Here is a 21,091-nt window from a genome sequence, read left to right as displayed (position 1 = left end):
AATGGATGATTCAAATTTTATGGATGAGTTTTCAGATACTCCAAATGCACTCGCCGACGGTGTTTCGATGAAAGAAGCTAATGAGTCGATAGATATGTATAATGGATTGTTTTCAATCAAATATGAGGAAACGGCTTTGGAATTAATAGGAAATCTTATTTTTCAATGGAATCCTTCTCCAAAGGTTGTTTTTAAAGGGGCATCAGATAATTCAAGAGATCAGTTTGAAAAAATACTAGGAACAAAGAAACCTTTTGAAATTTTTATTGATGGACTACTTTTTGGTCAAGGGCGCTTTACAATGATTAAGGATTCAATTATTGAAGGGGAAGTTTATAGTGAGGCTATCATTGGAGACAAGAGTGTTGAAGTGGATGAACTTAGATTTCAAATTCCCAATCTAAGGAGGTTTCACGGCGATACCATTAAATTAGAATCTGAAACCTACATCTCTACATGGAATGGTAGATTAGTTTTCGATAGTAAAGATTATATGATTACTATTGACCAAAGGCATAAATATTCTAAACTGCGTGATGAATTAAAATCAAAAGGAGGATATGTATTGATGTACAATGGTATGCTATTATCAAAAAAAGGCTCAATATCATATCAAAAAGCTAAGGAACTAATGTTTTGCTTTAGTATGTTTCTTTCATTTCTTAATGGTAGAAGAGTATCGTGCATGTTCTTAAAGGGTTTGTATGAAACAGAGACTAAATGGACTGACTATGGACCCAATCTAAATGACCCATATAAATATGTAGTAACATGGTCTACCCAATTTAACACAGATGGGTTTAATGATTTATGGTTGAATTTCTATAAAATTTGGTTTGAGCTAAATGAAAAATCATTCTTGGTAAATGCCATAAAATGGTATTTGGAGGCTAATTGTTCTTCTACATCTTCTGATACAAGAACTATAATGGCTCAAGCAACTTTAGAATTAATTTTCAACTGGTGGATCGTTGAACAATTAAAAATTCTATCTCCTGGACGAGATATTGAAAACCTTAGTGCATCAAATAAATTTAGAATAATTCTTGCCCAATCTAGGATACCATATTTAGTGCCTGCTAAATATGATGGTTTAGTAGAACTAGTCCAAAAAGAAAATGGTTTAACCGATGGCCCGGATGCAATCGTATCCATTCGGAATTCATTAGTCCATTCACAGAGTAAAAAAAGAAAAATGATTAATGAGCTTCCTGTGCATGCAAGGTATGAGGCGATACCACTTGCACTATGGTATATTGAACTTTCCTTATTAAACCTGCTAGGCTATTCTGGAATATATCACAATCGAGTTGCAAATAATAGGTACATACATGAATCTGAAGAATATGTCCCTTGGGTCATTAGGGTAAAAAAAACAAAAATTAAAAACGGCGATGCATTTAACCATTGATAATTTTCAATCTTGAAAGAATCAAGGAATTCTACCGATGAAAACATTAATCAGAATGTGGTAAATATGAACTGTGACCAAACTAATAATATATTTGACTACGGCGAACTAGCTATTGGTATTGGAACTTTCGTTTTAGGCATAGCAGTTGCGATAGCTACCTGGTATAATGCTTCAAAAGATAGAAAAGTACATATTTCAGATAAACAACAAGATTGGCTTATTCAATTTAGAGAGATTACGAGTAATCTTATTGGAATACAAAATCAACTTTTTTATAAATATTGGAGTATCATAGATACTAATATTACTACTGATGAAATCGTAAGAGGAAGACAAGACCTTGGACATGAACTTGAAAAGTATCAAGCTCAATTACTATTAATGTTTGATTCAAATGATAAAATTTATAAGAAATTCGTCTCTCATTTTGCCATAATCAATCCAATTTTATTTAAGGGAGCGCTTTCCGAAGAAAACCTACTTATAGGAGCTCGTAACAAGATGTTCGACGACATACACCAAACAATTAAAAAGCAGAAAAAAAGGATTGCAAATTTGAATACAAAAAATCCATTAATTTAAATTTAATCAATTGTTTCTATTAAGATGATTGAAACACTATACATTCTTTACAAATCGCACCATTTGTAAAGAGATTATAGTGGAAAGAAATTTATATCCCTTCTAAAAATAGGGCATGGGTAATTTGGATTTGAATGATTCAATTGTACGGTAGAATATCAAAAATGCCCCCTATTTTGCCCCCTATAAAAGTAAAAACCCTTGAAAATCAATAGATTAGCAAGGGTTTCTGTACTCGAGGCGGGACTTGAACCCGCACGGGCAAATGCCCACAGGATTTTAAGTCCGGCGTGTCTACCAATTCCACCACTCGAGCAGGACTTATTATTTTAAACAAAAAACTCCACCAGGGGTGACTGAGCGGAGTTCAAGTCGAGCGAAAAACGGGATTCGAACCCGCGACCTCCACCTTGGCAAGGTGGCGCTCTACCAACTGAGCTATTTTCGCATTTTTCGAAAATCGCTTCAAGCAACTAAATCTTTGATAAAAAATCTATCGCTATATTCCTATCCAATACGTATTGGAGAAATGGAATGCTATTTCGAATGTTTTTAAGAACGTACATCTCCTAAAAGATGCGGATGCAAATTTAATACAATTCTATAAATGTCAAAGTAAAAAAAGCAAAACTATGGCTTTTCTTAGGAGGTGGCTTTCTTCTTTTTTGATAACAAGCGTTTTATCTCGTTCAATTTCATCAAAGCCTCTACAGGGGTCAGCGTATCAATGTCCAGATGTAGGATTTCTTCCTTGATTTCCTCCAGTAAAGGGTCGTCCAAATTGAAGAAACTGAGTTGCATATCATCGGGCACGGAGCCCATTTTTTCCGTAAGTTCCTCGCTGGAGTGGGATTTCTCCAATTTCTTGAGAATCTTATTTGCTTTTGCGATTACCTGCTGGGGCATGCCCGCCATTTTGGCTACGTGTATACCAAAGCTATGTTCGCTGCCACCAGGTGTCAATTTTCTTAGGAACAATACGTTATCCTTTAATTCCTTTACGGAGACATTGTAGTTTTTAATACGGTCAAAGGTGGCCGCCATTTCGTTCAATTCGTGGTAGTGCGTAGCAAATAGTGTCTTTGCCCTCGCCGGATGTTCGTGTAAATACTCCGAAATCGCCCAAGCGATGGATATGCCGTCATAGGTACTAGTTCCCCTGCCAATTTCGTCCAAGAGGACCAAACTGCGTTCGGAAAGATTGTTGAGGATGGAGGCGGTCTCGTTCATTTCTACCATAAAGGTCGATTCTCCCATCGATATGTTGTCACTGGCGCCTACACGGGTAAAAATTTTATCCACATAGCCAATTTGAGCAGCTTCCGCCGGCACAAAACTTCCCATTTGGGCCAAAAGCACGATAAGTGCCGTTTGTCTCAGAATGGCCGATTTACCGCTCATATTGGGACCTGTAATCATGATAATCTGCTGGCCACTGCGATCTAAGGATACGTCATTGGCAATGTAGGCCTCGCCCAATGGAAGTTGTTTTTCTATGACCGGATGGCGTCCGTTCTTAATGATAATGTCCGTAGAATCATTGAGTTCAGGGGCAACGTATTGATTTTCCTTTGCCAATTGGGTAAATCCGCAGAGACAGTCGAGCTGTGCGATCAAGTGCGCGTTGTTTTGAACGGGCTGTATGTATTCCTGCATCCACACGATCAACTGGGAGAAAAGTTGCTGCTCCAGAGAGGTGATACGTTCTTCCGCCCCTAAAATCTTGGACTCGTATTCCTTGAGTTCCTCCGTAATATAGCGCTCCGCATTGACCAAGGTCTGTTTACGTATCCAGGATTCCGGAACCTTGTTTTTGTGGGTGTTCCGGACTTCTATGTAATATCCAAAAACGTTGTTGGAAGCAATCTTAAGCGAGGAAATACCGGTAGCCTGTGTTTCGCGTTCCAGCATCTGGTCCAGATAGTCCTTCCCACGGGTTGCCAGTCCCCGTAGTTCGTCAAGTTCTTCGGAAAAACCTTCGGCAATGACATTTCCTTTTAAAATGTTTACGGGGGCTTCCTCGTTCAGCATTTCCTTGATCTTGTTTCGCAAAAGATCACAGGAATGCAATTTGTCCCCAATAAGTGCCAATGCCTCGTTTTGGGAATTGCTGGTAAGCTGTTTTATAGGTACGACGGACTCCAAGGAATTCTTAAGCTGTACTACCTCCTTGGGGTTTACCTTTCCAGTAGAAATCTTGGAAATGAGCCGTTCCAAATCGCCCATATGTTTGATGTTGGACTGTAATTTGTGAAGTATTTCCTCGTTTTCGAACAAGTGTTTTACAACCTGATGCCGACTCTTTATTTTTTGTACGTTTTTAAGTGGTAAGGCCAGCCAGCGTTTGATCATTCTTCCTCCCATGGGCGAGAGCGTCCTATCGATAACATCCAACAGCGTAACGGCATTTTCGTTGTTGGAATGGTACAGTTCAAGGTTTTTTATGGTAAAGCGGTCCATCCAAATATACTCGTCCTCGGCGATCCGCTGTAGGGTGTTGATATGCTGTAACTGCCTATGCTGGGTTTCGGATAGGTAATGCAAAATTACCCCCGATGCAATAATACCATGTTCCAAGTGGTCCACCCCAAAACCTTTCAGGGATTTGGTCTTAAAATGGTTGGTGAGATTTTCAAGGGCATAGTCTTCTTGATAGACCCAATCTTCCATGTAAAAGGTGTGGAAGCTAGTACCAAAGATTTCGGCGAATTCCTTTTTATGCGATTTTGCGATAAGGATTTCATTGGGCGAGAAATTCTGTAAAAGTTTGTCCACCTGCTCTTCGCTTCCTTCCGAAGTCAAGAACTCCCCAGTGGAGATATCCGCAAAGGCAATCCCTATTTTTTTTCTTCCGAAGTGAACGGCACATAGAAAATTATTGCTTTTGGAATTTAGGATATCGTCGTTTAAGGCTACGCCCGGTGTTACCAATTCCGTGACCCCTCTTTTTACGATGGTCTTGGTTTGTTTGGGGTCCTCCAACTGGTCACAAATGGCCACACGTTGCCCGGCCTTCACCAATTTGGGCAGGTACGTGTTCAAGGAATGGTGGGGGAAACCGGCAAGTTCCGTCCGGTCACCGCCATTGTTTCTATGGGTAAGGATAATGCCAAGAATTTTGGATGCCCTTACGGCATCTTCCCCAAAAGTCTCGTAAAAATCGCCCACACGAAAGAGCAACAGGGCATCAGGATATTTGGTCTTGATGGTGTTGTATTGCTTCATCAAAGGGGTCACCTTTTTCGTATTTCCTTTCGCTGCCACGTGTTCTCTAGCTATTTTTGTCGATTCAACACGAATATATGGCATTCCCCAAGCGATTTGAATTTTTGTTGATATTTACCGTCGATAGTTGAAAAGTATCATTATGAGAAAATTGAGGAACGAGGAACTGGAACGACTGGATGTGGACGCTTTTAAGAATACCGAAAAAATTCCGGTTTGTATCGTATTGGACAACATTCGAAGTCTGAACAATATTGGCTCCGTATTTAGAACCTCCGATGCCTTTTTGGTGGAAAAAATCTACCTCTGTGGTATTACCGCAAAACCGCCCCATAAGGACATCCATAAAACGGCCCTTGGCGCTACCGATAGTGTGGAGTGGGAGTATGTGGAAGAAATTACGGATTTGCTGCCAAGACTTGGTTCCCAGGGCTATCTAAAGTTGGCGATAGAGCAGGCGAAAGGTGCACGGATGCTTCATGAGTTTATGCCCCAAAAAACGGGAAAGTATGCGCTGATTTTTGGTAACGAAGTGAAAGGGGTACAGCAGAAAGTAGTGGACGCCTGTGATTCCGTTTTGGAAATTCCCCAATTTGGAACCAAACATTCCTTGAATATCTCCGTGAGCGTGGGGGTGGTAATTTGGGATTTTTGGAGCAAACTTCAAAAATAAAAGCCCGGCATAACCGGGCCTTTCATATAGTTTGAGTTAGTTAGTTTCTCAAAAGAGCCTACCAAGAAAGTAAATTCATTTCTATTGTGCAAGAAATTTGCCAAAATTGTGTTAATCCCTCTGTTGAAGTGCAAAGCTGGAAATACTTTCTAAGATGGTTTTGTAATCAGTTTGTTTATTTACAAAGTCAAGCTCGGAAACATCCATAATCAATTGGTTTTGTTGTGGATACGTCCTTAAAAAATCGAGATAACCGCGATTTATTTTCTCAAGATATTTGCCGTCGATGCCCATTTCGTAGTCTCTGCCCCGCATTTTGATCTGCTGCAAAAGTCGCTCCGTGGTCTGGTACAGATAGACGTATATTCTGGGTTTTTTGACCTCCTTGTACATGAAATTGAAAATCTTTCGGTAGAGATCAAATTCATCTTTTTGAAGGGTCACCTTGGCAAAGATGAGCGACTTGAAGATGTCATAATCACTGACCATAAAGTTCTTGAAAAGGTCAAATTGATTGGTATCGTCCATGTATTGCTGGTACCTATCGGCCAAAAAGGACATCTCCAATGGAAAGGCGTACCGCGACTTGTCCTTATAAAAATTTGGCAAAAACGGATTTTCGGCAAAACGTTCCAGAATCAGTTTGGCATTGAAATCTTCGGATATTTTGGTCGCCAAACTTGTTTTACCGGCACCTATATTTCCTTCAATAGCGAGAAACTGTACATCGGAAAACAACTCCATCCTATTTTTAAAGAGTTTGATGGGCAGCTTGGTAATCTCGCTCTTGTCCCTAGTTTCCTGTAACAAATTTCGGGTGTCCTTGTTTACGATGGGATGGTAGAATTGCGGGGCGATATCGGCCAAAGGTTTAAGTACGAATTTACGTTCCGCCATTCTGGGATGCGGAAGGGTCAATTGGTCCGTATCCACCACAAGGGTTTCATAATAAATGATGTCAAGGTCTATGTTCCTGCTTTGGTATCCAGATTCTAAACTTCTTTCACGCCCTAACTGTTTTTCAATGGCCAAAAGTTGCTCCAATACCTCCGCTGGTTTCAAGGTCGTTTGGGCTTCGAGACAGACATTGTAGAAATCATCAGACTCAAAACCCCATGAGGGCGTAATATAAACGCTCGATACAGCGGTGACGTCGCCAATACGCTCCCCAATCATGAATATTGCTTTTTGTAGGTTGTTGCGTTTTTGGCCCAGATTACTGCCTATGGAAAAATAAACTCTTTGGGATTCTGTCATAATATAATGGCAAAATAACTAAAACAAATTCACATTGGTTATCTTTGGAAGCTAATAAAAATTGCGTTTTCATGAAGTTTTTGAGAAACCTTTTAGCGGCAATTCTGGGTACCTTGATTGCTTTGGGAATAGTCTTTGTGATGTTTTTTGTATTCATCGCTTTGCTGGGCAGCGGTGATGATACCGTAAAAGTCAAGGACAATTCAGTTTTGGAAATACAACTGCAGCGACCCATAGCGGATTATACCGGTAGCAGCGAACTGAATCCGTTTTCAGGTCTTTTCGAGGAATCCCAAGGTTTGGACGAAATTCTTCAGGCAATAACGGTTGCCAAGGATGATGACAGGATAAAGGGCATAAGCATCAACAATAATTTTTTACTGGCCGGATTGGCCCAGACCCAAACACTTAGAAAAGTATTGGAGGACTTTAAGGAATCCGGGAAGTTCATATACGCCTACGGCGATTTTTATTCCCAGAAGGATTATTATTTGGCCAGTGTGGCGGATTCCGTTTTCTTGAATCCGGTAGGGGTAATGGATTTTAGGGGACTTTCTTCCGAAGTACTTTATTTTAAGGACTTACAGGAAAAAACAGGTGTGAAAATGGAGGTGATTCGGCACGGGAAATATAAAAGTGCCGTGGAGCCCTATTTGGAAAATGAAATGAGCGAGGCCAATAGGACCCAGATAAAGGAGCTGATCCAATCCCTTTGGGATTCCATGATAGACGATATTTCCATTTCTCGAGGGATTTCAACTTCGGACCTAAATACCATCGCGGACACCTTGGGTGGTAGGCTGCCCAAATATGCCAAACAAAACCGATTGATAGATGACGTTCTTTTTTATGATCAATACGAAAGCGTTATCGCCAAGGCACTCACCGAAGAAGAAAATGAGGATATCAATTATATATCCTTGGACGACTACACCCAATATTCCTCGAAAAAAGTAGTTAGGTCCGGAAACGATAAGATTGCGGTCATTTTTGCCCAAGGCGAAATCCTTTATGGTGAAGGTGGACCGGATATCATAGGTCAGGGAATTATCAACGAGGCCTTGATCAAGGCGCGGGAGGATGAAAAGGTAAAGGCAATCGTGCTTCGCGTAAATTCACCTGGAGGTAGTGCCCTAACTTCGGATATTATCTGGAGGGAAGTGGAACTGGCCAAGGAAGTGAAGCCCGTAGTGGTGTCCATGGGGAACGTGGCGGCCTCTGGCGGTTATTATATTGCGGCCGGAGCCGATAAGATTTTTGCCGAACCCACCACCATTACGGGATCGATCGGGGTTTTTGGAACGATTCCCAATATCGAAGGCCTGGCCAAGGACATCGGTATCAATGCGGAGCAAGTGGGCACCAATAAGAACTCGGTAGAGTATTCCCTATTTGAGCCTATGGGCGAGACCTTTAGGAACCAGGTGCAGGAGAGTATCGAGGATACATATGAAACCTTTTTATCACGGGTTTCCAATGGCAGGAACATTTCCATGGCCCAGGCCGATAGCATTGCACAAGGCAGGGTCTGGAGCGGTGTGGACGCACAACGATTGGGCTTGGTGGACGAGCTAGGTACGTTGGAAGATGCCATTGCAGCGGCCGCAGGAATGGCCGAAATAGAAAGTTACGGTATACGCAAATACCCTAAGTACAAATCAGGTTTTGAGCGTTTTATGGAAGATATATCCGGTGCCGGAGCCAAGATGAGGGAAAATATGATCAAGGAGGAGATAGGGGAAGAAACGTATCAAGTACTTAAAGACATTAAATCCTACATGAACCAAAAAGGCATCCAGGCCAGAATGCCCTTTACCCTGAACATCGATTAAGATGGTGCAAAAGGATAAATTGTTGGCCAGACGTATCTATTTGTACCTTGGTGCGCTGTTCATCACTTCGCTGGTAGTGTCCAATCTTATCTTTCAAAAGTTTTTCTATTGGAAGCCCTTTGGGGACCTTACCGTTTTTGGAGTTTCCCTGTTCGAAATTTCAGTAGGTGTGTTGCCCTATCCCATTACGTTTTTGATTACCGATTTGATATCCGAAATTTTTGGGCGAAAAAAGGCAAACCAGGTCGTGACCGCCGGTATTTTCGCTTCATTTTTCTCCATGGGACTGGTGCTTTTGGCCGATGTGGCCCCTGCCATAGAATCGTCCCCATTGGATGATGCGATTTTTAGTCGGGTATTCGCGCTCTCGCCCATAGCGGTTTTGGCCTCCATGCTGGCGTATTTGGCGGCGCAGTACATTGATATTGCCATTTACCATTTCTGGAAAAAACTGACACGAGGAAAATACCTGTGGCTTCGGAACAATTTTTCCACTTTTCTGTCCCAATTTGTGGATACGTTCACGGTGGTAGGCTTGCTCTGCATATTTAAGGTCTTGCCATGGGACCTGTTTTTCGGCCTTGTGGTAAGCGGCTTCCTTTTTAAGATATTTATAGCATTGATCGACACCCCTTTCCTTTATTTCTTCGTATATATCATGCGGAAACGATTTAACCTCGCCATAGGTGAGGAAATCGACCTAGATGCATAATAATCGCGGTGGTTTTTGAGTTCTATCGGTAGCATCAATAATCGGTAGAAAAACGTCCATAATTCCCATGGATTTTCAATAAGTTGTTGAAAGAAATTGCTTTTTTAAATTAACATATGAAGAAGATATTAAAAATAGTGGGCATTATCCTTGTACTGATTATTGCCCTGTTGGTTTCCATACCTTTTTTTCTGGAAGCTAAAATTGGGGACATCATTAGGAACAATGTAAATAGTTCCGTTAACGCGACCTTGGATTTTTCCGATGCCAAATTGAGTCTCATCCGTAGTTTTCCCAATGCCGAGGTTAGCTTAAAGGACGTGAGCTTGGTGAACAAGGCTCCTTTTGAGGGCGACACTTTGTTTGCCTCCAAGGAAGTCTCATTGTCCATGGGCGTTATGCAATTGCTGAAATCCAGCGGGGAGCCCATATCCATTTCAAGGTTACAGGTGGACAAGGCGCTTTTACATATAAAGTTGGACGAAGCCGAAAATGCCAATTACGATATTGCCTTGGAGTCCGAAACAACGGGTGCCGAAACTGCATCGGATACTGAAGGTTTTTCCTTCAACATGGAATCCTACGAAATAAACGATTCCAAAATTTTGTATGATGATTTTTCCACGGGCATTCATTTGGAAATCGATGCAATGAACCATAAGGGAACCGGGGACCTTTCCCTGGCAACCTCGGAACTGGATACCCACACGGATGCCCTTGTTTCTTTTGAAATGGACAGCACCAATTATTTGAACAGGAACAAGGTGCAACTGGATGCCCTGATCGGAATCGATTTGAACGAAAACAAATATTCCTTTTTAAGGAACGAGGCACTGGTCAATCAACTTCCCTTGGTTTTCGAAGGTTTTGTGAAATTGAACGAGGACAACCAGGAAGTGGATATTAGTTTTAAGACACCGTCGTCCGATTTTAAAAATTTCTTGGCGGTCATTCCTGAAACGTATTCCAAGAATATTGAAAATGTGACGACCACGGGCGACTTTGTGGTGGAGGGCCGCTTTAACGGAATCGTGGACGAGGAGCATATTCCACAATTCAATATCAAGATCAATTCGAACAATGCTTCGTTCAAATACCCGGATCTGCCCAAAACGGTAAAAAATATATTCATTGATGTAGCGATAAACAATAATAGTGGTTTGGCCGAAGATACGTACGTGGATATCAATCGTACATCCTTCATGATCGATGAGGATCGTTTCAATATGACCTCAAAAATTTCCGAATTAATGGGCAATACCAAAGTCGATGCCCATTTGGACGGAAAAATGAACTTGGCCAATCTTGAAAAGGCATACCCCGTACCGGCGGGACTTAGTTTAAAGGGGCTGTTGAATGCCGATATTTCCACGGCTTTTGATATGGCAACCATTGAAAGGAAACAGTACGAGAATACGAAGACGGAAGGGCAAATGACCCTGACCGATTTTGAATACAAATCCGAGGAGATTCCCAATCCGGTTGTGCTGAATGCCACATCGGTCGCGTTCAACCCAAAGTCGGTTACGTTGCGCGAAATGAAGGGTTCCACGGGGCAAACGGATTTCCGGATTACAGGTACCATCAACAATTTTCTGGGCTATCTGTTCAATAATGAAAATGTGGAGGGCAACTTTGACCTGGTTTCAAACACCTTTGCCCTGAACGATTTTATGGTGGAGGATTCTGGGGAAACATCGGGAGAAACGGCCTCCCAAACAATACCATCGGAAGAAAAAATAAAGATACCGTCATTTTTGGACGCCAACTTTAACGCCTCGGCGAATATCGTAATCTATGACAACATCACGCTGCGTGACGTCAAAGGTAGTCTTAGGATCAAGGACGAAAAAGCGACCTTGAGCAATATGACATCCTCTTTGTTCGATGGTAAGGTCGCCTTTAACGGGGAGGTTTCCACAAAACAGGAAACCCCCACTTTTGCCATGCAGCTGGCTTTGGACCAATTGGAATTGCAAGAAAGCTTTCAGGCATTGGAATTGTTTCAGGTCTTGGCACCAGTGGCAAGAATTCTCAAGGGGAAATTCAGTTCCGATATTTCCCTTTCAGGTAATTTGACCGATGATTTTACGCCAGACCTACTTTCGTTGACCGGTAATATCCTCGCCGATGTCATTACAAGGGAAATCAGTACGGATAAAGCGCCGGTGCTATCCGCGTTGGATACCAAGTTGGATTTTATCGATTTGGAAAAACTGAGCTTGAAGGAATTAAAGACAAAACTATCCTTTGAAAATGGATTGGTCGCGGTAAAACCCTTCAGTATTAGATATCAGGATATAGAAATTAACGTGGACGGAAACCACACTTTTGACCAAAAAATGAATTACAAGGCCACTTTACAGGTTCCATCCAAATATTTGGGCAAGGACATAAATAACCTGATTGCTAGGATAGATGATCGTTCCCTGGATAGCTTAACCATTCCCGTTACGGCCAATATCGGTGGGGTTTACAATAGCCCGGAAATTACAACCGACTTGACATCGGGCATAAAAACATTGACCAACCAATTAATCGAGATAGAAAAGCAAAAATTGGTCAATAAAGGAAAGGATAAGGCCAAGGATTTGATAGGGGATATCTTATCCGGCTCAACCAAAAAGGATACCACCGGTCAGGATACCAAAACAGGAGCCAAGGAAGTATTGAGCGGTATATTGGGTGGTTCCAATAAAGCGGATTCCACAAAAATAAAAACGGATACGCTTTCTACACCACCTAAAAAGGAGGAAGCCGTGAAGGAAGCCGCCAAGGATGTGTTAAAAGGTCTTTTTGGGAAGAAAAAGACAGAAACGGAGGCTAAAAAGGATTCCGTTAACTAATGGTAAGACCAATATAGTAGCCCTCACTTCCCCGAATATTGAACACGGTATTGTCCTCAAAAATGAGATACTGACCTTTAATTCCTTTAAGGATTCCTTGATATGTTGGGGTTTTGTCCAGGCTTAGGCTCTTGACCTTCTCCGGAAATTTTAATACGGGGAATTCCAAATTAGTTTCCGTATTGCTTTCAATGAAATAGGGCAGGGCCTCTTGTGGAATGTAGGACCTAAGGGTATTGCGCCACGCTACCAAATCCTGATCTTCAATATCATTGGTGAGCATTTTGCGCCAGTTGGTTTTATCTGATACATGGTCTTTGAGTGCAACTTCCGTAATACCTGCCAAATACCTGTTGGGCACTTCCACGATTTCAATCGCTTCATGCGCCCCTTGATCGATCCATCGTGTGGGAATCTGGGTCTTTCTCGTAACTCCCACTTTTATATTGCTGGAATTCGCCAAATAAACAATGTGGGGCTGCAACTGCACTTTTTTCTCGTATTCCAGATCGCGGTCCTCTTGATTCAAATGCGCGGTGCTTAGTTCGGGTCGCATTATCCAATCGCCCGCAGCGGGAATGTCAAAAAAGCAGGATCTACAAAAGCCTTGGCGATAAATGGGTCGGTCATTACCGCAGTTGAGACATTGGTGTTTAATGAGTTTAATTTGCAATTGGCAGTCCAGTACTTGGTTCATATTCAGGAAGTCCGATTCAAATACCAAATAATACTGGATGGGACTTGCCATTTCCGTCTGCATTTTTTTTAGGACACCTTCGTATTGCATTGTTAACTCTATTAAAACTTCAATTTGAAAATGATGGGGATATACCCTATTTTTAGATGTTAAAGATACCCAAAAATGTCCATTCCACTTTTCAATTCCATAGCCTCTTGGTTACTTAAAAAGCGCTATCACCAGATAGAACTTTTCCTAAAGTATCCAGAGGAGGTACAGGAAGAGGTATTGTTGAACCTGTTGGAATTTGCAGAGGACACTGAAATTGGACGACATTATGATTTTGAGTCCATAAACAATTATGAGACATATAAGGAGAGACTTCCAGTGGTATCCTACGAGGAAGTGGAACCCATCATAGAGAGGACCAGAAAAGGGGAACAGAACTTGTTCTGGCCCACTACCGTAAAGCTGTTTGCAAAGAGCAGCGGAACCACCAATGCCAAAAGCAAATTTATACCAGTAAGTTCAGAGGCATTGGAGGACTGTCATTATAAATCTGGAAAGGACTTGTTATGCCTGTATCTAAACAATAACGAGGATTCACAATTGTTTACGGGCAAGAGTCTACGTTTGGGGGGCAGTAAGGAGTTGTATGAGGACAATGGTTCTTTTTTTGGAGATTTGTCCGCCATCTTGATCGACAATATGCCTCTTTGGGCGGAATTTAGTAGTACCCCAAGCAATAAGGTTTCCTTGATGAGCGAGTGGGAGACCAAGCTTGGCGCCATTATTAAGGAAAGCGTTCAGGAAAATGTGACCAGTTTGGCCGGCGTTCCTTCCTGGATGTTGGTTTTGTTGAACAATGTTTTACAGGAAACGGGCAAGGAACACCTATTTCAGGTTTGGGAGAACCTTGAGGTCTATTTTCATGGGGGTGTAAGTTTTAGCCCGTATAGGGAACAGTATAAGAGTCTCTTGCCGCGAAAGAATTTTCGGTATTATGAGATATACAATGCATCGGAAGGGTTCTTTGCCATTCAGGACCGGAATAATGCTGAAGATCTTTTGTTGATGTTGGATTACGGGATTTTCTACGAGTTCATCCCTATGGATATCTATGGAACGGAACAGCAGGAATGCATTCCATTATGGGAAGTGGAAATTGGTAAGAACTACGCCATCGTGATTACTACCAATTCGGGTTTATGGCGTTATAAGATCGGGGATACTGTCCGTTTTACATCCAAGAGCCCCTATAGGATTCGGATAACGGGAAGGACCAAGCATCACATCAATGTTTTTGGCGAGGAATTGATAATTGAAAATGCCGAAGAAGCCCTAAAAATGGTATGTCTAAAAACCAGGACTGAAATAAAGGACTATACCGCAGGACCTATTTTCATGAACGGAAAGAAGAAGGGATCGCACGAATGGATAATCGAGTTTAGAAAGGCACCGGAAGATTTAAATTATTTTACGGAATTACTGGATAACGCTTTAAAGTCCCTGAACTCAGATTACGAGGCGAAGCGCTATAACAACATTACCCTTGAGATACCCAAGGTCCATGTGGCTCGGGAAAACCTGTTTTATGATTGGTTAAAAATCAATGATAAATTGGGAGGACAGCATAAAATTCCAAGGCTCTCGAACAGGAGGGACTACTTGGAGAAATTATTGTGTATGAATTCCTCTTCCGGCCATCCGGTGCGTGAAGAACTTACCAAAGAAAGTTAGGATATTTAAGGCGATTTCTAATATAGGAATGGTCTTACATCGAGGATTTGGGACGAATTACCAAATAAATTACAGAATAGGCCGTTAAATAATCAATTTAAGGGTCTAGTTCCCAAATTATTAATTTACAAAATAAATATTATGGCTGAAAAACTAGTTATTGTCTCGGATATGTGGGGCACCAAAAATGGCCTTTGGATCACTTCATATTTAGGATATTTACAGCAATATTTTGATATCACTTTTTATGATAGCCAACAACTTGCGAATATTGATTTGCCAGTACAGACCGAGCAGAACATCCATGATGCTTTTGTAAATGGAGGTATCGATACCGCGGTAGCCCATCTTCTGAAAAAGGAAACTTCACCTTGCTATTTCCTAGCGTTCAGCACAGGAGGTACCATTGTTTGGAATGCCGCAAAAAAAGGTCTACCGGTAAAGTCGCTTTATGCGATTTCCCCAACAAGAATAAGGTTACAGGACGAAAAGCCTTTGGTTTCCCTAAATCTCATATATGGGGAAAGGGATACCAATAGGCCCGATGATATTTGGGCCAATAAGTTAGATGTGGAAATGGATATCGTTCCAAATTACGGACACACACTTTATACCGATGAAAAAATAATTAGGAAAGTCTGTTTATCCTTGTTGAACGAAGTCACCTCGATAAACATCCCGGAAAAGATTGAAAAGAAAAAGGCGGTTTAAGAAACCGCCTTTAATTTTTTAACTGTTTCGTAGGACAGTTTTTGTTCTGCATAGGGCTTTGTAACCTTGAAGTCCCTTTCGTCCGTACTGGGCATCTCAAACATGGCGTCCGTAAAAATAGCTTCGCAGAGAGATCTCAAACCTCTAGCGCCCAGTTTGTATTCAATCGCTTTGTCCACTATATAATCCAAGGCCTGCTCCGTTATGGTAAACGAGATATTGTCCATGGCGAACAGTTTTTCATACTGCTTTATAATGGCATTTTTGGGTTCCGTTAATATGGCCCTCAATGTTTTTTTGTCCAGCGGATTCATATGCGTAAGTACGGGAAGCCTACCAATGATTTCCGGAATCAATCCAAATTCCTTGAGATCCTTTGGGATGATATATTGGAGGATATTGGATTCGTCCAGATTCTCCTCTGCCTTGGAAGCACTGTAACCAACCGCTTGTAGGTTCAAGCGTTTTGTGATGGCCCTTTCAATCCCATCAAAAGCACCTCCTGCAACGAACAAGATATTTTCCGTATTTACCTCGATAAATTTTTGGTCCGGATGTTTCCTTCCACCTTTGGGTGGAACGTTTACGGTAGTACCTTCCAACAATTTCAGCAGTCCTTGTTGAACTCCCTCTCCAGATACGTCCCTCGTAATGGAAGGGTTGTCGCTTTTACGGGCAATTTTGTCAATTTCATCGATAAAAACGATGCCACGCTCTGCTTTTTCCAGATTGTAGTCCGCGGCCTGTAACAAGCGGGTCAGGATACTTTCCACATCTTCCCCCACATACCCTGCTTCGGTCAATACCGTAGCATCCACAATGGCCAGGGGAACATTGAGCATTTTTGCAATGGTTTTTGCCATAAGGGTTTTTCCTGTTCCCGTTTGGCCTACCATGATAATATTGCTTTTCTGTATCTCCACATCGTCCTCCTTGGAAGCTGGTTGCAACAGTCTTTTGTAGTGATTGTAAACAGCGACCGACATGACCTTTTTTGTGCGTTCCTGACCGATAATGAAAGTATCCAAAAAGTCCTTTATTTCTTGAGGCTTTTTGAGCGTAAGTTCAGATGATAGGTCATTGGTTTTGGTCTGTCTTGTTTCCTCTGCAACGATTCCATGGGCCTGCTCGATACATCTATCACAAATATGGGCATCCAGGCCGGCTATCAATAAATTGGTTTCCGGCTTTTTCCTTCCACAAAACGAGCATTCTAAGTTTTCCTTTGCCATATAAAAGATAATCTGACCAAAAACTTAACGAATATTATTGGTTTTTGGTTCACTAAAAAATAAAATTCTAGCTTATTGGACGAAATTATTCTTTGTCCCTTACTAAAATCTCGTCAATCATACCATATTCCAGGGCAACATCGGCTTTCATCCAATAATCCCGATCACTGTCCTCATGGATTTTTTCTATGGGCTGACCTGAGTGTTTGGAAATTATTTGGTATAGTTCCTCCTTCAATTTAAGGATTTCACGAGCGGTAATTTCAATGTCGCTTGCCTGCCCTTGTGCGCCACCCATGGGTTGGTGAATCATAACCCTTGAATGGGACAAACCACTGCGTTTTCCTTTTTGGCCCGCACACAATAATACGGCTCCCATGGAGGCCGCCATTCCTGTACAAATGGTGGCTACGTCAGGCTTTATGAATTGCATGGTGTCATAGATGCCAAGACCGGCATAGACACTGCCGCCGGGCGAATTGATATATATCTGTATGTCCTTGGAGGCGTCCGCACTTTCCAAAAACAATAGTTGTGCTTGAACTATGTTGGCCACTTGGTCATTGATACCTGTTCCCAAAAAGATGATTCTATCCATCATCAAACGGGAGAAAACATCCATGGCAATGGCATTGAGCTGTCTTTCCTCGATTATGTTGGGGGTCATGTTTACAGGGTACATGCTGCTCATTATCTTGTCATAATACATACTGCTGATACCCTGATCCTTTATGGCGTAATTCTTGAACTCTTTTCCGTAATCCATAAACTCTTAATCGATTTTTAGTAGTAAAAAAAGGTGCCGAAAAATAGTTTTTCGGCACCGTAAAGATACTTAATTTATCGTTCGGATATTACCCGTAAACCTCTTTCACAAAGTTTTCATAGGTAACCTCTTTTGTCTTAAGGTTTCCTTTTTCCTTGTACAAGTTCAATAATTTTTGGCTCATAAGCTGTTCTGACAAACGCTTAACTTCATCCTGATTGCCCAAAACCCTTACTGCAATAGCCTCCAATTCTTCCTCCTTTGGGTTCATTTGTCCAAATTGCGCCATTTGAGACTTGATGAAGCCCTTCGCAAACTCCTTCAATTCATCAAATTGGACCTGAAGGTTGTTGTCCTTGATTATTTTGCCTTCGATCAATTGGTAACGTAATCCTTTTTCGGATTTCTCATATTCCTCGCTGGCCTCCTCAGGGGTCAATTTCTTATCTCCCGTCATTTGAATCCATTTGGTCAAAAACCCTGTGGGAAGTTCAAACTTGGTATTTTCTATATAATACTCCGTGACATCGTTGAGAAGCTTTTGATCGGATTGCTGTTCAAATTGCTTTTCGGAATCTTCGGCGATACGCTCTCGAAGTTCTTTTTCGGACTTTACGTTGTCTTTTCCGAAAAGTTTATCGAAAAGCTCTTGGTTTAATTCCGCGGGCTGCCGTTCGTTTATTTCGGTAATGGTGAAGGAAACCTCTGTGTCAAAATTATCGGCCTTATCCCTACCGATGCCCAAAGCACTTGATAGAAAATAATCCTCCTTAAAAAGTCCCTTGGTCTTCAAGGTAACGGTATCACCAACTTTTTTCCCAACCAAGCTATCGATTGCTTTTTTGCTTTTGAGCTTGTCCATTTCCAAGAGTGACTGATTGTCTATGCCCTCGGCCTCGTTTTCGAACTTTCCGGAAACCTCGTCATTTTTACCAACTTGCTCTTTACTCACAAGTTTTCCGTACTGTTTTTGGATACGCTCCACCTGTTCGGAAATCATTTTCTTATCGGCCACAATTTTATAATGGGTTATGGCCTTTTTGGTTTTTAAAGGAACTTCAAAATCTGGGGCCAAACCCAATTCGAATTCAAAATCCAATTCTTCCTGGTCCCAATCAAAATCGTCTTTTTGTTTAGGTAAAGGGTTTCCAAGAACATCCAATTTTTCCTCCGTAAGGTATTTGTTCAAATTGTCTTGTAGCAATTTGTTCACCTCGTCTACCAACACGGCTTTTCCATATTGCTTCTTAATAAGGCCCATGGGTACCTGGCCCTTTCTAAAACCCGGTATATTGGCCTGTTTTTTATAATTTTTTAGGATAGTGTCTACCTTGTCTTGATAGTCCTCCTTGGTGATAGCGACTTTAACTACAGCGTTCAGGTCGTCTATCTGTTCTTTTGTAATGTTCATTCCTTCAGTATCTTCTTAATTACTTAAATAAAACGGGAGGCAAAATTAGGCTATTTTCTTCTGTTGACCAAGTTTTTAAAGTCTTGAATCTCAAATAATAACTACTCTTTGTCTTCTTTTAACAGGGAAAACAAAATGGATTGTAAAAAAGAAAGCAGAAGACTGAATAAAAGGGCCCACCAGATGCCGTCCACATTGAATCCGGCTATTAAATTATCGGCCAAAAGAATTATCAACGCGTTTATAATAAGTAAGAACAACCCGAACGTAACTATGGTAACGGGTAGGGTAAGGATGACCAAAATGGGTTTGACCAAAAAGTTCAAAAGGCTCAGAACTATGGCAACGATTATGGCAGTACCATACGAATCTACCGATACATGGGGCAGGAAGTTGGCCAATAGGATTACCGCCAAGGCACTTAACAAAATACGCAATACAAGTTTCATATCAATCGGGTTTAGGTTGTTATTAAAGATAAAAAAATAATGCGATAGGATCAGATATCCAAGCGACGGTTGGATTGCCCTTATTTTAGAAAGTTATATGATTTTTCAAAGAATTGATCCGGGTTTTCTGCATGTAGCCAATGTCCCGCATTGTCGATTACCGCAATTTGCGCTTTGGGAAAATGCCTTTTGATTTGTTCCGTATCGGCATTGGAGACGTATTCAGATTTGCTTCCTTTTAGGAAAAGTGCAGGTCCGTTATAACTTTCAGAACTGGAAATGTTCTCCCCGATCTCTTCCATCCGCTCGCTAAGTACGGCCAGGTTCATTCTAAACCCAAAGGTATTGTCCGCCGTTCTGTATAGGTTTTTCAGCAAAAACTGCCGCACACTAAAACTCTTCAGGTATTTTTTAAGTTGGTCGTCCGCATCGCTTCTTGTAGTTATGTTTTTTAAATCCAAATGGTTCAATGCATTGATAATATCCTGATGATGGGGCGGGTAAAACCTGGGCGCAATATCCGCAACCAATAATTTTTCCGTTTTCTCCGGATAGGTACAAGCGAATTGCATCACCGTTTTACCACCCATGGAATGTCCTATCAGGGCGGACTTTTCAATGTTTTTATCGTCTAGGTAGTGCAATAGGTCCTCGGCCAAGAGGTCATAGTTGAACTCTTGCGACCAAAAACTTCTTCCATGGTTTCTCTGGTCTATCAAGTGGACCTCAAAACCATTTTCGGCATAGAGATTCCCAAGGGTCTTCCAATTATCGGACATGCCCAAAAACCCGTGCAGGATACAAAGTGGTTTGCCGGAACCTAGGATGTTGGAATGTAAAATTGGATTCATTTCAATTTGTTTATGTACATGTTCACCACGTTTTCCAATCCCAGGTAAATGGATTCGCAGATCAAGGCATGGCCAATGGAAACTTCCAACAAACTGGGAATGTTCTGTCCAAAATATTGAATGTTGTCCAAGCTGAGGTCATGGCCCGCATTGATGCCAAGTTCCAGTTCGTTGGCCTTTTTTGCGGCTTCCACAAACGGTAAGATGGCTCGCTCCCTATCCGTTGCATAGCCCGTTGCATAGCTTTCCGTATAAAGTTCTATTCGATCCGTGCCAGTTTCCTTCGCGCCTGCCACCAGGTTTGGGTCCGGGTCCACAAAGATGGAGGTTCGTATACCCGCATTTTTGAACTCCGCAATCACTTCTTTCAAAAAGGACCTATGTTTTAGAGTGTCCCAACCGGCATTGGAAGTTATGGCATCCTCCGCATCGGGTACTAAGGTTACCTGATCCGGTTTTATCGCTAGCACAAGATCTATGAATTTCGGGTTCGGGTTTCCTTCTATGTTAAACTCGGTAGTAACGATATCCTTCAAGTCCCTTGCATCCTGGTAACGAATATGGCGCTCGTCCGGTCTGGGATGGATGGTAATTCCATGGGCGCCGAATCGTTCAATATCCGCAGCAACTTTCAGCAAATTGGGCACATTTCCACCGCGGGCGTTTCGCAAGGTGGCAATTTTGTTCACATTGACACTTAGTTTCGTCATA

At 41.7% G+C, this 21,091-nt stretch carries 17 protein-coding genes and 2 tRNA genes; 8 read left to right on the top strand and 11 right to left on the bottom strand.

Translation table 11 applies throughout. The features are described from left to right. Nucleotide 1: 1 nt before the first annotated feature. Both F0361_RS02495 and F0361_RS02490 read left to right on the top strand, forming a co-directional pair. Entirely contained in the window at nt 2–1,411 is a 1,410-nt protein-coding gene (locus F0361_RS02495) for a hypothetical protein (protein ID WP_154917080.1), read from the top strand. Between the two features lie 12 nt (nt 1,412–1,423). Then, nucleotides 1,424–1,996, top strand: coding sequence for a hypothetical protein (locus F0361_RS02490; protein WP_154917079.1), 573 nt, complete (start codon nt 1,424–1,426; stop codon nt 1,994–1,996). Between the two features lie 232 nt (nt 1,997–2,228). Here the strand turns inward: F0361_RS02490 and F0361_RS02485 are convergent. The 3 genes from F0361_RS02485 to mutS all read right to left on the bottom strand — a co-directional run bounded on the left by F0361_RS02485 (nt 2,229) and on the right by mutS (nt 5,221). Continuing rightward, a tRNA-Leu gene (locus tag F0361_RS02485) sits at nt 2,229–2,312 on the bottom strand. A 59-nt stretch (nt 2,313–2,371) separates the two neighbouring features. Then, nucleotides 2,372–2,444, bottom strand: a tRNA-Gly gene (locus F0361_RS02480). Between the two features lie 194 nt (nt 2,445–2,638). Beyond that, nucleotides 2,639–5,221: a DNA mismatch repair protein MutS gene (gene mutS / locus F0361_RS02475; protein ID WP_154918474.1), complete on the bottom strand. Its 2,583-nt coding sequence runs from the start codon at nt 5,219–5,221 to the stop codon at nt 2,639–2,641. Nucleotides 5,222–5,363: 142 nt separating this feature from the next. On the opposite strand from mutS, the gene F0361_RS02470 reads away from it, so the two are divergent. Beyond that, complete coding sequence (locus F0361_RS02470; RefSeq protein WP_154917078.1) at nt 5,364–5,894, top strand: RNA methyltransferase; 531 nt, start codon at nt 5,364–5,366, stop codon at nt 5,892–5,894. A gap of 111 nt (nt 5,895–6,005) precedes the next feature. On the opposite strand, the gene folK is transcribed toward F0361_RS02470, so the two are convergent. Beyond that, nucleotides 6,006–7,151, bottom strand: a complete 1,146-nt coding sequence (gene folK, locus F0361_RS02465; protein WP_154917077.1) for a 2-amino-4-hydroxy-6-hydroxymethyldihydropteridine diphosphokinase — start codon at nt 7,149–7,151, stop codon at nt 6,006–6,008. A 71-nt stretch (nt 7,152–7,222) separates the two neighbouring features. Here folK and sppA point away from each other — a divergent pair, with 71 nt between their 5' ends. From sppA to F0361_RS02450, 3 genes are all read left to right on the top strand, one after another. Beyond that, complete coding sequence (sppA, locus tag F0361_RS02460; protein ID WP_154917076.1) at nt 7,223–8,983, top strand: signal peptide peptidase SppA; 1,761 nt, start codon at nt 7,223–7,225, stop codon at nt 8,981–8,983. Nucleotide 8,984: 1 nt separating this feature from the next. Beyond that, nucleotides 8,985–9,695 (top strand): queuosine precursor transporter, encoded by a 711-nt coding sequence (locus tag F0361_RS02455; protein ID WP_154917075.1) that lies wholly within the window; start codon nt 8,985–8,987, stop codon nt 9,693–9,695. Between the two features lie 116 nt (nt 9,696–9,811). Further along, complete coding sequence (locus F0361_RS02450; RefSeq protein ID WP_154917074.1) at nt 9,812–12,541, top strand: AsmA-like C-terminal region-containing protein; 2,730 nt, start codon at nt 9,812–9,814, stop codon at nt 12,539–12,541. On the opposite strand, the gene F0361_RS02445 is transcribed toward F0361_RS02450, so the two are convergent. Next, complete coding sequence (locus tag F0361_RS02445) at nt 12,534–13,328, bottom strand: DUF2797 domain-containing protein (RefSeq protein ID WP_154917073.1); 795 nt, start codon at nt 13,326–13,328, stop codon at nt 12,534–12,536. The two genes, F0361_RS02450 and F0361_RS02445, sit on opposite strands and share 8 nt — an antisense overlap. A gap of 75 nt (nt 13,329–13,403) precedes the next feature. Between F0361_RS02445 and F0361_RS02440 the strand changes: the two genes are divergently transcribed. Both F0361_RS02440 and F0361_RS02435 read left to right on the top strand, forming a co-directional pair. Next, entirely contained in the window at nt 13,404–14,960 is a 1,557-nt protein-coding gene (locus tag F0361_RS02440; RefSeq protein ID WP_154917072.1) for a GH3 auxin-responsive promoter family protein, read from the top strand. Between the two features lie 141 nt (nt 14,961–15,101). Continuing rightward, nucleotides 15,102–15,671 (top strand): hypothetical protein, encoded by a 570-nt coding sequence (locus F0361_RS02435; protein ID WP_154917071.1) that lies wholly within the window; start codon nt 15,102–15,104, stop codon nt 15,669–15,671. Here the strand turns inward: F0361_RS02435 and clpX are convergent. From clpX to F0361_RS02405, 6 genes are all read right to left on the bottom strand, one after another. Then, on the bottom strand, nt 15,668–16,903 hold the full coding sequence (clpX, locus tag F0361_RS02430) for an ATP-dependent Clp protease ATP-binding subunit ClpX (protein WP_154917070.1): 1,236 nt from the start codon (nt 16,901–16,903) through the stop codon (nt 15,668–15,670). The genes F0361_RS02435 and clpX overlap by 4 nt on opposite strands. Before the next feature lie 85 nt (nt 16,904–16,988). Beyond that, entirely contained in the window at nt 16,989–17,669 is a 681-nt protein-coding gene (gene clpP, locus F0361_RS02425; RefSeq protein WP_138259060.1) for an ATP-dependent Clp endopeptidase proteolytic subunit ClpP, read from the bottom strand. Between the two features lie 88 nt (nt 17,670–17,757). Then, on the bottom strand, nt 17,758–19,080 hold the full coding sequence (gene tig, locus F0361_RS02420; RefSeq protein ID WP_154917069.1) for a trigger factor: 1,323 nt from the start codon (nt 19,078–19,080) through the stop codon (nt 17,758–17,760). Nucleotides 19,081–19,181: 101 nt separating this feature from the next. After that, nucleotides 19,182–19,529 carry a phage holin family protein gene (locus F0361_RS02415; protein ID WP_138259062.1) on the bottom strand — a complete coding sequence of 116 codons (348 nt, stop codon included), beginning with the start codon at nt 19,527–19,529 and terminating at the stop codon, nt 19,182–19,184. 80 nt (nt 19,530–19,609) lie between these two features. Continuing rightward, entirely contained in the window at nt 19,610–20,380 is a 771-nt protein-coding gene (locus F0361_RS02410) for an alpha/beta fold hydrolase (RefSeq protein ID WP_154917068.1), read from the bottom strand. Next, a complete protein-coding gene (locus F0361_RS02405; RefSeq protein ID WP_154917067.1) occupies nt 20,377–21,090 on the bottom strand; it encodes a pyridoxine 5'-phosphate synthase in 714 nt (237 codons plus the stop codon). Before F0361_RS02405 ends, F0361_RS02410 begins: the two co-directional genes overlap by 4 nt. Nucleotide 21,091: the final 1 nt, after the last annotated feature.

Origin of the sequence: Maribacter flavus, from assembly GCF_008386635.1 — a bacterium.
Lineage (GTDB): Bacteria > Bacteroidota > Bacteroidia > Flavobacteriales > Flavobacteriaceae > Maribacter > Maribacter flavus.
The sequence above is the reverse complement of the archived record's forward strand: the minus strand, read 5'-3'. Positions and strand labels throughout refer to the sequence as shown.

Bases quoted from the DNA above. Each gene is read 5' to 3' on its own strand.
- sppA (WP_154917076.1), top strand. From the start codon at position 7,223: ATGAAGTTTTTGAGAAACCTTTTAGCGGCAATTCTGGGTACCTTGATT.
- F0361_RS02450 (WP_154917074.1), top strand. From the start codon at position 9,812: ATGAAGAAGATATTAAAAATAGTGGGCATTATCCTTGTACTGATTATT.
- F0361_RS02455 (WP_154917075.1), top strand. From the start codon at position 8,985: ATGGTGCAAAAGGATAAATTGTTGGCCAGACGTATCTATTTGTACCTT.
- mutS (WP_154918474.1), bottom strand. From the start codon at position 5,221: ATGAAGCAATACAACACCATCAAGACCAAATATCCTGATGCCCTGTTG.
- F0361_RS02470 (WP_154917078.1), top strand. From the start codon at position 5,364: ATGAGAAAATTGAGGAACGAGGAACTGGAACGACTGGATGTGGACGCT.
- F0361_RS02495 (WP_154917080.1), top strand. From the start codon at position 2: ATGGATGATTCAAATTTTATGGATGAGTTTTCAGATACTCCAAATGCA.
- clpX (WP_154917070.1), bottom strand. From the start codon at position 16,903: ATGGCAAAGGAAAACTTAGAATGCTCGTTTTGTGGAAGGAAAAAGCCG.
- F0361_RS02440 (WP_154917072.1), top strand. From the start codon at position 13,404: ATGTCCATTCCACTTTTCAATTCCATAGCCTCTTGGTTACTTAAAAAG.
- F0361_RS02410 (WP_154917068.1), bottom strand. From the start codon at position 20,380: ATGAATCCAATTTTACATTCCAACATCCTAGGTTCCGGCAAACCACTT.
- F0361_RS02405 (WP_154917067.1), bottom strand. From the start codon at position 21,090: ATGACGAAACTAAGTGTCAATGTGAACAAAATTGCCACCTTGCGAAAC.
- folK (WP_154917077.1), bottom strand. From the start codon at position 7,151: ATGACAGAATCCCAAAGAGTTTATTTTTCCATAGGCAGTAATCTGGGC.
- F0361_RS02445 (WP_154917073.1), bottom strand. From the start codon at position 13,328: ATGCAATACGAAGGTGTCCTAAAAAAAATGCAGACGGAAATGGCAAGT.
- clpP (WP_138259060.1), bottom strand. From the start codon at position 17,669: ATGGATTACGGAAAAGAGTTCAAGAATTACGCCATAAAGGATCAGGGT.
- tig (WP_154917069.1), bottom strand. From the start codon at position 19,080: ATGAACATTACAAAAGAACAGATAGACGACCTGAACGCTGTAGTTAAA.
- F0361_RS02435 (WP_154917071.1), top strand. From the start codon at position 15,102: ATGGCTGAAAAACTAGTTATTGTCTCGGATATGTGGGGCACCAAAAAT.
- F0361_RS02415 (WP_138259062.1), bottom strand. From the start codon at position 19,529: ATGAAACTTGTATTGCGTATTTTGTTAAGTGCCTTGGCGGTAATCCTA.